This is a genomic window from Halomonas sp. LES1, assembly GCF_031846005.1.
Classification (GTDB): domain Bacteria; phylum Pseudomonadota; class Gammaproteobacteria; order Pseudomonadales; family Halomonadaceae; genus Halomonas.
The window spans coordinates 645723-659596 of sequence record NZ_JAVRGC010000002.1 but is presented as its reverse complement, the minus strand read 5'-3'; the positions used below and the strand labels follow the sequence as shown (position 1 = coordinate 659596).

The 13874-nt window shown below is 64.2% G+C and carries 13 protein-coding genes; all 13 read right to left on the bottom strand.

All coding sequences use genetic code 11. From position 1 onward, the window contains the following. Positions 1-150 precede the first annotated feature (150 nt). A complete protein-coding gene (gene wecC, locus RM463_RS07255; RefSeq protein WP_311429573.1) occupies positions 151-1431 on the bottom strand; it encodes a UDP-N-acetyl-D-mannosamine dehydrogenase in 1281 nt (426 codons plus the stop codon). A gap of 111 nt (positions 1432-1542) precedes the next feature. Further along, complete coding sequence (wecB, locus tag RM463_RS07250; RefSeq protein WP_311429572.1) at positions 1543-2673, bottom strand: non-hydrolyzing UDP-N-acetylglucosamine 2-epimerase; 1131 nt, start codon at positions 2671-2673, stop codon at positions 1543-1545. Positions 2674-2760: 87 nt separating this feature from the next. After that, positions 2761-3237: a hypothetical protein gene (locus RM463_RS07245; protein ID WP_311429571.1), complete on the bottom strand. Its 477-nt coding sequence runs from the start codon at positions 3235-3237 to the stop codon at positions 2761-2763. Then, a complete protein-coding gene (locus RM463_RS07240) occupies positions 3227-4843 on the bottom strand; it encodes a class I SAM-dependent methyltransferase (RefSeq protein WP_311429570.1) in 1617 nt (538 codons plus the stop codon). Before RM463_RS07240 ends, RM463_RS07245 begins: the two co-directional genes overlap by 11 nt. 17 nt (positions 4844-4860) lie before the next feature. Then, a complete protein-coding gene (gene rfbC, locus RM463_RS07235) occupies positions 4861-5421 on the bottom strand; it encodes a dTDP-4-dehydrorhamnose 3,5-epimerase (RefSeq protein WP_311429569.1) in 561 nt (186 codons plus the stop codon). Further along, on the bottom strand, positions 5418-6308 hold the full coding sequence (gene rfbA / locus RM463_RS07230; RefSeq protein ID WP_311429568.1) for a glucose-1-phosphate thymidylyltransferase RfbA: 891 nt from the start codon (positions 6306-6308) through the stop codon (positions 5418-5420). Before rfbA ends, rfbC begins: the two co-directional genes overlap by 4 nt. Positions 6309-6397: 89 nt before the next feature. Then, a complete protein-coding gene (gene rfbD / locus RM463_RS07225; protein WP_311429567.1) occupies positions 6398-7282 on the bottom strand; it encodes a dTDP-4-dehydrorhamnose reductase in 885 nt (294 codons plus the stop codon). Then, positions 7279-8469 (bottom strand): dTDP-glucose 4,6-dehydratase, encoded by a 1191-nt coding sequence (gene rfbB / locus RM463_RS07220; protein WP_311429566.1) that lies wholly within the window; start codon positions 8467-8469, stop codon positions 7279-7281. The genes rfbD and rfbB overlap by 4 nt, the downstream gene beginning before the upstream one ends. A gap of 1 nt (position 8470) precedes the next feature. Beyond that, positions 8471-9553 carry a chain-length determining protein gene (locus RM463_RS07215; RefSeq protein ID WP_311429565.1) on the bottom strand — a complete coding sequence of 361 codons (1083 nt, stop codon included), beginning with the start codon at positions 9551-9553 and terminating at the stop codon, positions 8471-8473. A gap of 79 nt (positions 9554-9632) precedes the next feature. After that, a complete protein-coding gene (locus RM463_RS07210; RefSeq protein ID WP_311429564.1) occupies positions 9633-10295 on the bottom strand; it encodes an ABC transporter ATP-binding protein in 663 nt (220 codons plus the stop codon). Between the two features lie 13 nt (positions 10296-10308). Beyond that, positions 10309-11112, bottom strand: a complete 804-nt coding sequence (locus RM463_RS07205) for an ABC transporter permease (RefSeq protein ID WP_311429563.1) — start codon at positions 11110-11112, stop codon at positions 10309-10311. 260 nt (positions 11113-11372) lie between these two features. Next, the gene (locus RM463_RS07200; RefSeq protein WP_311429562.1) at positions 11373-13094 is read right to left on the bottom strand and encodes a polysaccharide biosynthesis/export family protein; all 1722 of its coding nucleotides are present in this window, start codon (positions 13092-13094) and stop codon (positions 11373-11375) included. Continuing rightward, the gene (locus RM463_RS07195; RefSeq protein ID WP_311429561.1) at positions 13094-13495 is read right to left on the bottom strand and encodes a DVU3141 family protein; all 402 of its coding nucleotides are present in this window, start codon (positions 13493-13495) and stop codon (positions 13094-13096) included. Before RM463_RS07195 ends, RM463_RS07200 begins: the two co-directional genes overlap by 1 nt. Positions 13496-13874 lie beyond the last annotated feature (379 nt).

The following is a 13874-nucleotide window of genomic DNA, read 5'->3' as shown; positions in this document are numbered from 1 at the left end:
CGGTATGCAGAGTAAAGTTGCTATAGATAGAAACTGCGGGGCCTACGACGCCAATCGCCCGATAAATCGGGCTCCTACGGGCCGATGGCTTGGCGCTGGATTAGCGGTGCCAATCGCGCGATAAATCGCGCTCCTACGTAAGAAGAGGGGTTATCCGAGCAGGCCGACCGCATCGACGACGGCGGGCTTGGCGCGCACGGCGTCGCTCTTAAGCATGAAGGGCTTGTGCTTGACCAGCACGCAGATCACGTCGGCCTGGGCCAGGGCCTCGTCCAGGCTGACCAGCGCCACGTTGTCGCCGTTCAGGCGCTTGGGCAGGCTCTCGATATTGGGCTCGACCACCTGCACCCGGCAGCCCAGCTCGGCGATCTTCTCGGTAACGCCGAGGGCGGGGCTCTCGCGCAGGTCGTCGATGTCCGGCTTGAAGGCCACGCCCAGGCAGGCCACGGTGAGATCGCTGCGCCTCGCGCCGGGATGGGTGCGGTGCAGCCCCTCGAGCGCCTCGCTCACCCGCGACAGCACCCACTCGGGTTTGGCGTCGTTTACCTCACGGGCGGTGCGAATCAACTGAGCCTGCTCCGGGCAGGCATCGACGATGAACCAGGGGTCCACAGCGATGCAGTGTCCGCCCACGCCGGCCCCTGGCGAGAGGATATTGACGCGCGGATGGCGGTTGGCCAGGGCGATGAGCTCCCAGACATTGATCTCCAGCTCATGGGCGATGGTCGAGAGCTCGTTGGCGAAGGCGATGTTCACGTCCCGGAAACTGTTCTCGGTCAGTTTGGCCATCTCGGCGGTACGGGCGGTGGTCGGCACGCACTCCCCCTCCACCACGATGCCATAGAGCGCGCAGGCGGCCTCGGCACACTTCGGCGTCATGCCGCCGATCACCCGGTCGTTCTCCACCAGCTCGCGGACCACGTGGCCCGGCAATACCCGCTCGGGGCAGTGGGCAATGCGAATGTCGGAGGCCTCGCCGTGAGTCTGGGGAAAAGTGAGGTCCGGGCGGGCCTCGGCCAACCACTCCGCCATCTGCTCGGTGGCGCCAACCGGGCTGGTCGACTCCAGTACCACCAGGTTGCCGGGCACCAGCACCTTGGCCAGCGCTTCGCTTGCGGCCTTGATGAAGCGCAGGTCGGCCTTGTGGTTCTGGCCATTCTCGTCGGTATGGAAGGGGGTGGGCACCGCCACCATGAAGGCATCGGCCGGCTCCGGCGCGGTGGTCGCTCGCAGGTAGCCCTCATGCACGGCGGCGTGCACCACCATGTCGAGCTCCGGCTCGATGATATGGATCTCGCCGCGGTTGATGGTATCAACGGCGTGCTGGTCGATATCCACGCCGATCACCTTCTTGCGCCGCGAGGCGAAGACGGCGGCGGTGGGCAGGCCGATATAACCAAGACCAATCATCGAGATCGTATTGAATTCCATACTCTGCTTCCTTGTTCGTGCCAGATATTGCTATCGACATAAAGAAAACGCCCGATCCGAGATCGGGCGTTGGTGGCCAGGGCGGCTGGCCGGTTGTGGCGCGGGGCGTGATTAGGCGATTTCGCTCTGCCGGACCACCAGCGCATCCAGGATGCGCTCACAGGCCTTGCCATCGCCGTAGGGGTTGTGCGCGAAGCTCATGGCGCGGTAGGCGTCGTCGTCGGTGAGCAGGCGAGTCAGCTCGGTGGTAATCACGTCCACGCTCGTGCCCACCAGCTTGACGGTGCCGGCGGAAACGGCCTCTGGCCGCTCGGTGGTGTTGCGCATCACCAGCACCGGCTTGCCGAGCGACGGAGCCTCCTCCTGGATGCCGCCGGAGTCAGTCAGGATCAGGTGGGCGCGGTTCATCAGGTAGACGAAGGGCAGGTAGTCCTGGGGCTCGATCAGCAGCACGTTGTCGATATCGGCCAACAGGCGATTCACGGGCTCGCGCACGTTGGGGTTGAGGTGCACCGGGTAGACGATCTGCACATCCGGGTGGGCCTTGGCCGTCTCGGCCAGCGCCCGGCAGATCCGCTCGAAGCCATCGCCGAAGCTCTCGCGGCGATGGCCGGTGACCAGTACCAGGCGCTTGTCATCATCGAGGAAATCGAAACGCTCGTGCAGTTCATCCGCCAGCGGACCGGCCTCCAGCTTGCGTACCACTGCAAGCAGCGCATCCACCACGGTGTTGCCCGTGACGTGCACGCTGGCGGGGGCCACGTTCTCGCGCAGCAGGTTCTGGCGGGAGGTATCGGTGGGGGCGAAGTGCTTGGAGGCCAGCGCGCCGGTCAGCTTGCGGTTGCCCTCTTCCGGCCACGGCGAATAGAGGTTGCCGGTACGCAGGCCGGCCTCCACGTGGCCCACCGGAATCTGCTGGTAGTAGGCGGCCAGGCTGGCGGCGAAGGTGGTCGCCGTGTCGCCGTGCACCAGCACCATGTCAGGCTGGAACTCGTCCAGCACCCCCTTGAGCCCCTGCAGGATGCCGCAGGTGATGTCGTTGAGATCCTGCCCCGGCTTCATCAGGTTCAGGTCGTAGTCCGGTGTAAGCTCGAACAGCGACAGTACCTGGTCGAGCATCTCGCGGTGCTGGGCCGTCACGCAAACACGCGCCTCGAAGCGCTCGTCATCGGCGAGTTGCAGGGCCAGAGGGGCCATCTTGATGGCTTCGGGGCGAGTACCGAACACGGTCAGGACTTTCATGAGCATCCTTGCAGTGTGTGTTAAGGAAAAAAAGTGTCGTTTACCAAGCTTACGAACGTGTGACTCCGGCGAACCAACCCGCTGTCTTCAGCGGGCATCGCCAGGCGCACCCTGACGAAGCTCCAGCTCCTGGCAACGGCGAAAATAGTGTTCCAGTAGCTGCTGGGTGTGCTCGAGCTGCAGCGACTGGCGCTGCGCGATGTCATCGGGGAGCGAGCCCGCCGAAGGCTGCGGCTGTTTAGGGGCTGGGGGCGCTGCTCGATCGGCCGAGACCCGATGCTCCGAGGTGGGCACCGCGGGTGCTCGACGATTCTCCTTTTCCCCGTGCTGCAGGAAGTGAATCAGCGGGTTGACGCCGCTCACGGCCACATCGCGATTCTGCTGCTGGTAGCCGCGAGTGTGAAATGCCGCCGAAGGGTTGCGCCCCACCCGCCATCCATAGCGGGCAAAGTGGCTCGCCGGACACATGTCGAGGCTCGCCACATCGGGATAGGCCCTGAGGTACCACTCGGCGTCGAACCACGAGGAGTGCTTGATCATCTCGATCTGCTGTTCAAGATCCATGTTTTTCACCTTGCCACGCCACCGGCGTGGGTAGTCGGTCCTCTTTGCTGCCGAAACGCAGGTAGTGCACCAGCGGGTTGAGCCCGGCCTGGGCCACGTCGGGGTATTCGAGCAGGTACCACTGGCTGTCGAAGGCCGGGCCGGGCGAACGCCCCTCCTGGCCGCCGAATTTCACGAAGTGCTCGAGGCCGTTCATGCCGCTCTGCCCGACATCCGGATAGCGCCCGGCATACCAGGCCTCATCGAAGAAGCCGGACTCCCTGACGAGGCGCAGATCCTCCTTGCTGGTGCGGCGATCGCCCCGCGCTTTCGATCGCTTGCCCAGCGTGGCGAAGGCATCCACCAGGCGCTTCGGCTGTTCGCTGAGCTCGGCCAGGCGCCGCTCCTTCTCTTGCAGCATCCGCGTCAGCTCGGCAAGCTCGTCGAAGCGAGCCTGCTGCTGGCGATGCAGGGTCGTGTTCTCCTCCTGCAGGGCCGCGCTGGCCCGCTCGGCGGCATCGAGGCGGTGTTGCTGCTGTTCATGCCGTTGCTCGAGGGCCTGATGACGCTGCTGTAGAGCCTCAAGGGCCTGAGCCTGGCGCTCGCTCTCCTCCAGCGCCTGGCGCTTGGCGGTTTCGAGCTCCTCTATGCGCGCCTGGGATTTCGCCTGAGCGGCCTCGGCCGCCTGCAGCAGCTCGGTCAGCTTGGCGGTCTCGTCGAAGCGCGTGGCCTGCTCCTCCTCAAGCCGGCACTCGGCCTCATGGCGAGCTCTGTCGGCCTTGCTCCGCACCGCCTCGGCCTCTTCCCGCGCTAACTCGGCGGCCCGGCGCGCGCTCTCCACCTGGCGCCGGGCCGTGCTGATCGCCTGGTCACTACCTCGCCCATCGGCCTGGGCCGCCGGGCGCCCACTTAGGGGTGTGGTGCAGCAGGCCAGGCCCAGCCGCTGGAACACCTGCTGCATCAGGCGCATGCCGGGCTGCCCCGGCTGGAACTCCATCAGACGCTTCAGGGTGTCACTCTGCTGCGAGCCGACCGCGACGATGGCCAGCCCCTGGGACTGCTCGAAGAGAAAGTACGCTCTGCCCTCTCGCACCTGGCGATAGAGAGCCTCGCCCGGCTGGCCCGGGCCTGCCTGGCTGATCAGCACCACGCCGCGCGCCGAGAGTCGAGCCTGCCACTGGGCCCACTCCTGGCCGATCGACTTCGCAACGCCGGGCGCCACGTGCAGCAGGTCGACACTGCCCTCATCCAGTTGCTCCAGCGCATCGGCTTGCGAGGCCTGCCGAACCCGCGCGAGCTCCTGGTACTGGGCCTCCGTGTGTTCCACGAGCTCGGCGTCGGGCGGGCCGGCAGTGAAGCCGAGGCACTCGGCGTAGGGGTTGAGCCTCTCGAGGGCCTGGCAAAATGCGAACCAGGAGGTGCCCTCCTGGGTGCCCAGCTCAACGACCCGCTGGGGGCGCTGAGCCTCAATCAGCCAGAACGCCACCGGCAGGTGGACGCTCCATACCGAGCCCTTGACGAACTTGGGCCGCCAGAACATCGATTGCAGCGAGAGCTGCGGGATCAGCGTCTGGGAAGGCAGCTGGTCGCTGCCGGCCGCTGATGGAAACTGAAGTGATTGCGTCATGATCGGCCCTGTCGAGCTCAAGATGAAGAATACAGGTCGAGATAGCGGCCGGCAGCGGCGTCCTTGGCCGAGAGTCTGGGGGCGTCACCCCAGCGCCAGGTGTCACGCTGCCAGTCGATGGCGAGGCTGGGATCGTCCCAGCGGATCGCCCTCTCATGCTGGGGTGCATAGTAGTCGGTGGTCTTGTAGAGCACCTCGGCGCTGTCGCTAAGCACGAGAAAGCCGTGGGCGAAGCCCGGTGGCACCCACAGCTGGCGGTGGCTGTCGGCATCGAGGCGCACGCTCTCCCATTGGCCGTGGGTCGACGAATTCGGGCGGATATCCACGGCCACGTCGAGGATCTCGCCCTGAATCACGCGAACCAGCTTGCCTTGGGGCTGCTCTACCTGATAATGCAAGCCGCGTAATACGCCTTGGCTGGAACGGGAGTGGTTGTCCTGCACGAAGGTGGCCGTCACACCGGTCGCCTCCTCAAAGACCCGCTGGTTGAAGCTCTCTATGAAGAACCCGCGTGCGTCGCCGTGAACGACGGGCTCGAGGATCAGCAGGTCGGGGATGCGTGTGGGAATGACCTTCATTGAGTGCTTCCGAAGTGGCCCTCGGCCAACCGTTGCAGATAGTTACCGTAGCCGGTCTTGGCCAGCGCATGACCGTGGGCCGCCAGCACGTCGGTCGTGATCCAGCCCTGGCGCCAGGCAATCTCCTCGAGACAGGCGATCTTGAGGCCCTGGCGGTGCTCGATGGTCTGCACGTACTGGGCGGCCTCAAGCAGGCTGTCGTGGGTGCCGGTATCGAGCCAGGCGAAGCCCCGACCCAGACACTCGACCCGCAGGTCGCCCCGTTGCAGGTAGGCGTTGTTGATGCTGGTGATCTCGAGCTCACCGCGGGCGCTGGGTGTCACGGTCTTGGCGATCTCCACCACGTCGTTGTCGTAGAAATAGAGGCCGGTCACAGCGTAGGACGATTTCGGCGCGCTGGGCTTCTCCTCGATGGAGAGTGCACGGCCATGCTCGTCGAACGCGACCACGCCGAAGCGCTCCGGATCCTTGACGTAGTAGCCGAACACGGTGGCGCCCTGATGCATGGCCGCGGCCTCGCGGAGCTGGCCGGTGAAGTGCTGGCCGTGGAAGATGTTATCGCCGAGCACCAGGCACACCGGATCGTCGCCGATAAAGCGCTCGCCGATCAGGAAGGCCTGGGCCAGGCCGTCGGGGCTCGGCTGCTCGGCGTACTCGAACCGAACGCCGAAGGCCTCGCCGTCGCCCAGCAGGCGGCGGAACAGGGGTAAATCCTGCGGGGTGGAGATGATCAGGATCTCGCGAATGCCGGCGAGCATCAGCACCGAGACCGGATAGTAGATCATCGGCTTGTCATAGATTGGCAGCAGCTGCTTGGAGATCCCGTGGGTCAGGGGAAACAGGCGGCTGCCGGAGCCGCCGGCAAGAATGATGCCTTTTCGGGCCATGATGTTCATCCATGAGTAGAAGCCCGACTTATCGGTGGTCCGACGCTTCGGGAGTGGTAGAGGCCTCATTCGCGCGATAAATCGCGCCCCTACAAGGAGAGGTACTCTTCCAGCGTCAGCTCCAGCTGGCTATGCCAGTCGGGCAGCGTTAGCCCAAGTGCCTTTTCAAGCTTGTCGACCGCGAGACGCGAGTTCTGCGGCCGCTGGGCGGGGGTGGGGTATTCCGCGGTGGGAATGGGGGCAACGTTCCCGGGCGTGATGGCCAACGCTTCGCCACTTTCCAAAGCCTGACGAAAGATTTCGCAGGCGAAGCCATGCCAGCTTGTCTCACCACGGGGGGCAAGATGATAGACGCCGCTGGTTAGCTCGGCCCTGAGCAGCAACGGAATGGCCAGCGTAGTCACCTGGGCGGTCAAGCGTGCCGGCGTGGGGGCACCGACCTGGTCACTGACCACCTTGAGCGCATCGCGCTCACGCCCCAGGCGCAGCATGGTCTTCATGAAGTTGTTGCCGCGGGCACCATAGACCCAACTGGTGCGAAAGATCAGGTGCGCACAGCCACTGGCCTGCACCGCCTCATCACCCGCAAGTTTGGTCTGGCCATAGAGACTCAGCGGGCAGGTGGCACTCTCCTCCTGCCAGGGCGCCTCACCATCGCCGGAGTAGACGTAGTCGCTGGAGTAGTGAACCAGCCACAGGCCACGCGCGGCGCTGTAGGCGGCCAGCTGAGCCGGCAACTCGGCGTTGAGACGGCGAGCCAGCTCAGGCTCCTCTTCGGCCCTGTCCACCGCGGTGTAGGCCGCGGCGTTGACGATGAGCGTGGGCTGGTGTGCTTTCAGCCACTGATCGACTGCCGCCGCATCCGCAAGGTCCAACTCGGCACGATCAGGTGCGTAGACTTCGCCCAGCAGGCAGAGCTGACGCTGCAGCTCGAAGCCGACCTGGCCATTGCCCCCGGTGACAAGAATCTTCATTCGAGCACCCCCAGTCGCTCGCCGCGGTAACTACCGTCCAGCACCCGCTGCCACCACTCGGGATACTCCAGGTACCACTGCACGGTCTTGCGCAGGCCTGTCTCGAAGGTCTCCTCGGGCACCCAGCCCAGCTCTCGCTCGATCTTGCCGGCGTTGATGGCGTAGCGCAGATCATGGCCAGGGCGGTCGGCGACGAAGGTGATGAGCTCTCGGTAATGATCTACGCCTGCAGACTCCGCCGATCGCCCAATAAATTGGGCTCCTACAACACCACCAGCATCACCGGCATCATCGTAGGAGCTCGATTTATCGGTGGTCCGACACGTCGGCGATGGGGTTTGTCTAGAAGGCGGCACTATCTCCTGCAACAGGTCGCAGATCGTCTCCACCACCTCGAGGTTGGTCTTCTCGTTGTGGCCGCCGATATTATAGGTCTCACCCACCTCGCCTTCGGTAGCGACCTTGATCAATGCCCGGGCGTGATCGTCAACATAGAGCCAGTCGCGGATCTGCTGGCCGTCGCCATACACCGGCAGCGGCTTGCCCGCCAGGGCGTTGAGGATCATCAGCGGAATCAGCTTCTCGGGGAAGTGGTAGGGCCCGTAGTTGTTGGAGCAGTTGGTGATCAGCGTGGGCAGACCAAAGGTGCGCCGCCAGGCACGTACGAGGTGGTCCGCACCCGCCTTGCTTGCGGAGTATGGCGAGCTGGGGGCGTAGGGGGAGGTTTCAACAAACAGATGGTCTGTGCCTTCCAGGTCGCCATAGACCTCATCCGTCGAGATATGGTGAAAACGAAACCCCTCGGCCCTGGCTGGGTCGCTCTCCTGCAGCCCTTTCCAGTAGTTGCGGGCCGCCTCCAGCAGCACCGAGGTGCCGACCACATTGGTCTGGACGAAGGCCGCGGGACCGTCGATGGAGCGATCCACATGGCTCTCGGCGGCCAGGTGCATCACCACATCGGGCTGATGCTCGGCAAAGGCACGCTGCACCGCCGACACATCGCAGATATCGGCGTGGATAAAGGTATAGCGCGGGCTATCGGCCACCTCGGCCAGCGACTCCAGATTGCCGGCATAGGTCAGCTTGTCGATATTGACCACGCGGTGCTCGGTATTGGCGATAAGCTCGCGCACCACGGCGGAGCCGATAAAACCGGCGCCGCCGGTGATCAGGAAGGTCTTGGCCATATCAGTCCCTGTGATCACGAATGATCATGATCAGCATGCTCATGATAAAAGCCAGGAAGATGGTGACGATGGCGAATACCGTGATGTTGTAGAGCCGCTCAGGACGCGTGGGGTACTCGGGGAACAGCGGGCTCTGCAGCACGCTGACCTGCTTGAGCTTGCGCGCCGCCTCGATGCGGGTGTTCTCCAGCGCGGCCAGGGCGCTGGAGTAGGTTTGCTGGGCAAACTTCGCCTTGAGCTCCAGGGTCTGGTACTCGGAGGAGATGCGGTTGAGGGAGTCGCCCGTGGCCTGGGCCAGGCGATCACGCTCCTTGTCGATCTGCTCGCGCAGCGCCGCGATCTCGCTCTCTACCCGCACCACCTCGGCGGAACGTGCGCTGGAGAAGCTGCCCAGGGCGCTGCGGCGCGCCTGCAGCCTCGCCAGTTCGCCCTCCAGGGTACTGACGACCTGGTTGAGGCTCTCCACCGTGTGGGTCGGCGAGACCAGCCCCTGCTCGTTCTGGAAGGTCAGCAGGTCGTCGCGCGACTCATCCAGCCGGTCGCTTAGCCGGTCGACTTGTACCTCGAGGAAGGCCACCTGCTCCTCCGCCAGACGTTGGCCCATTGAGTTCATGTGCCGCTCACCTGCTCGCAGCAGCAGAGAAGCGAAATCATGGGCGAACTCCGGGGTGTAGGCCTGTACCTCGACGTTGAGCACGCCAGCATACTCGTCCATCTCCACGCTGATACGATCCCGGTAGTACTGGTGCAGCTCCTCGATAGGCGCCTCGCGATCCCAGAGCCGGGCGAAGACATCCCCGTGCTCGCTGAAGTGCCGCCGAAAACCGAGTTCGTCCTGAACCTGCTTGAGCATGTCGACCGAGAGCAGGTACTCACGCAGCAGCAGCAGGTCGCTGTCCCCCGAGGCACCGGTAAGGATCGACGAGAAGCTGATATCCGGCTGAGCGATCTGCGGGCTCTCCAACACCACGGTCGCGCGCGACACATAGCGGTCTTCAGCCCATATGGACCAGTAGAGGGCAACGAGGAAAATGGCCACCAGGGCGAGCGCCCACTGCGGCTGGGTCTTGATGAAGTGTTTCATGGCAATTGGTGTACCGGATTGTCGGTCATCGAGGCATTGCTGACAGCGCGTAGCGGTGCGAGAACCGCGGCACGATGGGTCAGCGAGAGGTGTCCTGGTGGTAGGCGGCGATGGCATCGTCGATATCGTCGTACCAGGTCGCTTGCCCCTGGCGCAGGTAGACGCCGGCCTGGCATAGGTCCTTCAGGATGCCCTCACTGTGTGACACCATGATCAGACTGGCTTTGCCGACCTTGTCCTTGAAGGCCTGCGTGGCCTTGGCCTTGAAGGCACGATCGCCCACCGAGGTAGCCTCGTCGGAGAGATAGACGTCGAAGTCAAAGGCCAGCGAGAGACCAAAGTTGAGCCGTGAGCGCATGCCAGATGAGTAGGTCTTGATCGGCTCATCGAACGCCTTACCGATCTCGGCGAACTCCTCGACGGCGTCGATGATGCGCTGCACGTTGAACCCCCCACCGTGAATGCGGGCCACGAACTTGACGTTCTGCCGGCCGGTCATCGAGCCCTGGAAGCCGCTGGAGAGCCCGATGGGCCAGGAGACCCGGCAGTTACGTCGGATCTCGCCCCGACCGGGGCTGTCCATTCCGGCGATCAGACGCAACAAGGTCGACTTGCCCGCGCCATTGCGCCCCAGCAGGCCGACGCTGACACCCCGCGGAAAGCTCAGGTTGACGTCCTTGAGCACCCAGTCGCTGCCGTGGTGGTTATGGTAGCGTTTGTAGAGGCCCTTGATCTCGATCATGCCGCCCTTCCCCTCATTTCGCTTTCAGCCGCTGGGCGAAGCGCACATGGAGCAACAACCCCAGGGCGATCAGCCCCAGGGTCACCAGCCAGAAGTAGATCAGGCTGGTGCCGTGGACGACCTTGTAACCCTCGAAGAAGCCCAGCCGAAGGACCTCGAGACCATGCACGATGGGGTTGAGCATCAGGTACTCGAGCAGGTAGTGGGGCAGGTGATTGAGCGGCATGATCACCCCGGAAAGAATCAGCAGCGGCAGACTGAGCATGCTTACTACCTTGCCAACCTCAGGCACCAATGAGCCCAGCACCGAGACGATCAGCCCCAGACCTAGCCCCAGGCACCAGAGCGAGATCCACATCAGCATGGCGCGGACCGCGTTGTCCGGGGCAATGTCTAGCCCGAGCAGCAGCCCGCCGGCGATGAACAGCAGGAAGACGAAGGTGCGCAGCATACCTTCCAAGAAGCAGCGCACCACCACCGGGTCGACCGGCTGCACCTGCCGGTAGGCAAACAGTGCTCGGCTGGCGTCCACCGCACCGAGTCCGCGCATCATGCCCTCGCGGATCATGAAAAAGCCCATCATTCCGACAATCATCCAGGGGATGAAGTCGGCGCCGACTATTAGCCGATCACCACTGATGACGCTGCGGATGCCCACCATAATCAGCACGAAGGCCGTGGGTTCGGCGATCATCCAGAACCAGCCCAGGCGGTCGGCCATGGTGCGAGCAATGGCCTCGCGCATGAACATGGCGTACCAGACGCTGCGGGTGACCTGCCAGGGGGTGCGGGTGGCGGTATTGGAAGTTTGGGGCATATTAGAGAGATTCATCGCCTCGTAGGAGCGCGATTTATCGCGCGATTGGAGGCCTTATCGCCCGATAAATCGGGCTCCTACGACGGGTGAGCCTGGTTGCATGAATCATCGCCCGATAAATCGGGCTCCTACGCCAGCGTAGGTGGCCGCCGGAGCTGTAGGAGCCGAATTCATTCGGCGATGATGGTGGGTCCGAAGCCGCCTGTCGGCGCCAATCGCCGGATAAATCCGGCTCCTACGAGTCTCTGGGCGCAGCCCGGTTAGAGGTCAACAGCGACCTTGGTGGCGACGGCGATCTGGTAGAGGATCTGGGTGATGCTGGTGGCGAGCTCGAGGTTGCGCGTGGGGACCTTGGGCATCACCAGGATCTCGTCGCCGGGGCGCAGGCGAGTGCCGTCGGCATCGACCACGGCGCCGTTCTGGCGCACCAGCAGGATGTGGTCGTCGTCGGCGCGGGAGCTGAAGCCCCCTGCTCCTTCGATGTAGTCCATGGCACTCAGCCCCGGCTTGAAGACCACCGCCTGGGGCACCACGATCTCGCCGCTGACCAGGATGGAGTCGCTGGACTCTGGGATAGTGACGACGTCGCCATCCTGCAGGCGGATATCGCTGATGCGGTCGTTATGGGCAACCACCAGGCGCCCGCTGGGTTCGACCCGGCGAGCGCGCTTGACGAAGTCCTGGATCAGCTTGGCCTCCTGGGCGCGACTGCTCGCCTCTTCGCTGGTACGCGACGGGGTGCCCAAATAGGTCATCTCCAGGCGGCGCAGGCTCTCCTCCAGAGACTGAGCCTGCTGGCGGCGCACGCTCTCACGCTTGAGCGAGATGCTGTGCACGGCGGTCATCTGCTTGGGCACGGCGATGGCATCGAGCAGCTCACCCAGGCGGGCGTTGCGCGGCAGGGCGTAGCGTGAGGGTCCGAAGTAGCTGCCCTCGAGCTCCACCACGATGGTTTCGCTGCGTGCATCGTTGCTGAAGGTGACCTCGTCGCCGCTGTAGACGCTCTGGTCGGCGAACTCGGCCAGGGAGTAGTAGTGGGCGAAGGGACCATCGGTGCGGCTGCCACGAAGCAGCACATGGGAGACACCGCTCTGCAGCCGGGCGAGGCGGGTGACCTCAGCGCCGGAGAGCTGGTTGCCGGTGAGTTCGTAGCGATATTCGCGCTTGACATCACCCAGCACGGCCACTGCCGGGCCACGCTCCTCGACCACGATGGTATCGCCATCGCGGAACTGCGGGCGCGCCAGCGTGCCGTCGAGCAGGAAGTCATAGAGATCGACCCGGGCCACGGTGCGGTTACTACGCATCACGCGGATATCCCGATAGCTGCCCAGGTCGTTGTCGATGCCACCGGCCTGGTCGAGGAAGTAGAGCAGCGAGTCACTGGGGGTGCCGGCATAGCGGCCGGGATTTTCCACATAGCCGGTCACGAACACTCCGACCGGCTGCACCCCCTGCAGGTTGGTGTAGACCTGGACGTTCTCGGGGTAGACCGACTCGATGGCCGAACGCACACTGGCGTCAAGCTGGCTGCTGTTCTGGCCCTGCACTCTGAGCGGACCGATAGAGGGAATAAAGATATTGCCCTGGGCATCCACCATGGCGACCTGGTCCAGCTCCACGGCGCCCCAGGCACGCAGTGTGACCTGATCACCGGGCTTGATGGTGTAGCCGGGGTTCAGGCCGTCGGCCATGGTGCCACGAAAGCCGCCCTCGAAGAGGTTGGCGCCGAACGGCGGCAGCGACGCGGAATTGGCGTCGAGCTGCTGCTGAGAAGCAGGGCCCAGTTGAGGACCATAGGTACCCTCACCCCGCCAGTCGGCACGCGGGGTGACATCAAGCGACTCCGATGTAGCGCTGCGCTGCTGGGCGTCGGGAACGATCTCGCTGGGCAGGCTGATCGACTGGGCGCTGGCGGCAAGCGGCAGGCTCAGCAGGAGCAGGCCGGCTAACAGGGCCCGGGAATTTATCGTGAACGGCATCAGCGGGCTCCTCCGCTACGAACTTCGGTGACCAGGCGCTTGGCCTCCCAGCCGGTGGCACTCTCACAGGCGACCTGGGAGGTGACCACACCACGCGAGGTCTCGACCCGCAGCTGCCGGCATACCCGTCCGCTGGCCGCGGCATAGGGTGCCTCCGCCAGGACCACCGCACCGGGGCCCCAGGGGCTCTGTGGCAGCTCGGTCACCGCACCGGGGGGAGCCTGTTCGAGAAAGCCGCTCAGGTTGGCATCGAGCGGTTTGCCCTGGCTGCCATGAACGGCGCCGCCGGCCATAAGCTGGCCACTACCCGGCTGCAGGGCGCAGCCGCTCAAGGCGGCCAGCAGGCTCATGGCGATCAGCCAGCGCTTGGCATCGCCGGTGAATAACAGTGCGTTCGACATGGGGAGTCCTTGTGATCTGGTGGCCAGCTGCCAGAGCCCGCGCCGGGGCCGGGATCCTTCGGGAGTCATTGGGGTTAAAGCACAGGCGTTCAGGCACGCTACCGCCCGAGGATTGTGTCCGGGCATTTCCCTTGCCCTTTCTCACATACTTAGCTTGTACCGCCCCCCAAGCAGCATCCTGCGGCATGGGGCCAAATTATCGGTGCGTATTCTACGACTTGAGGCTCTTTTCTACTACCGCCAAACATCCTGGCACTTGCCTGACGCGGTGGGTGACTGGAAATCATGAACACTGTTTCCTACAATGCGGCTGGCATTGTAAAGGGAACTCTCTGCACTACGCTCAAACATTGAGCTTGGGCAATCCACCAGGAGGATG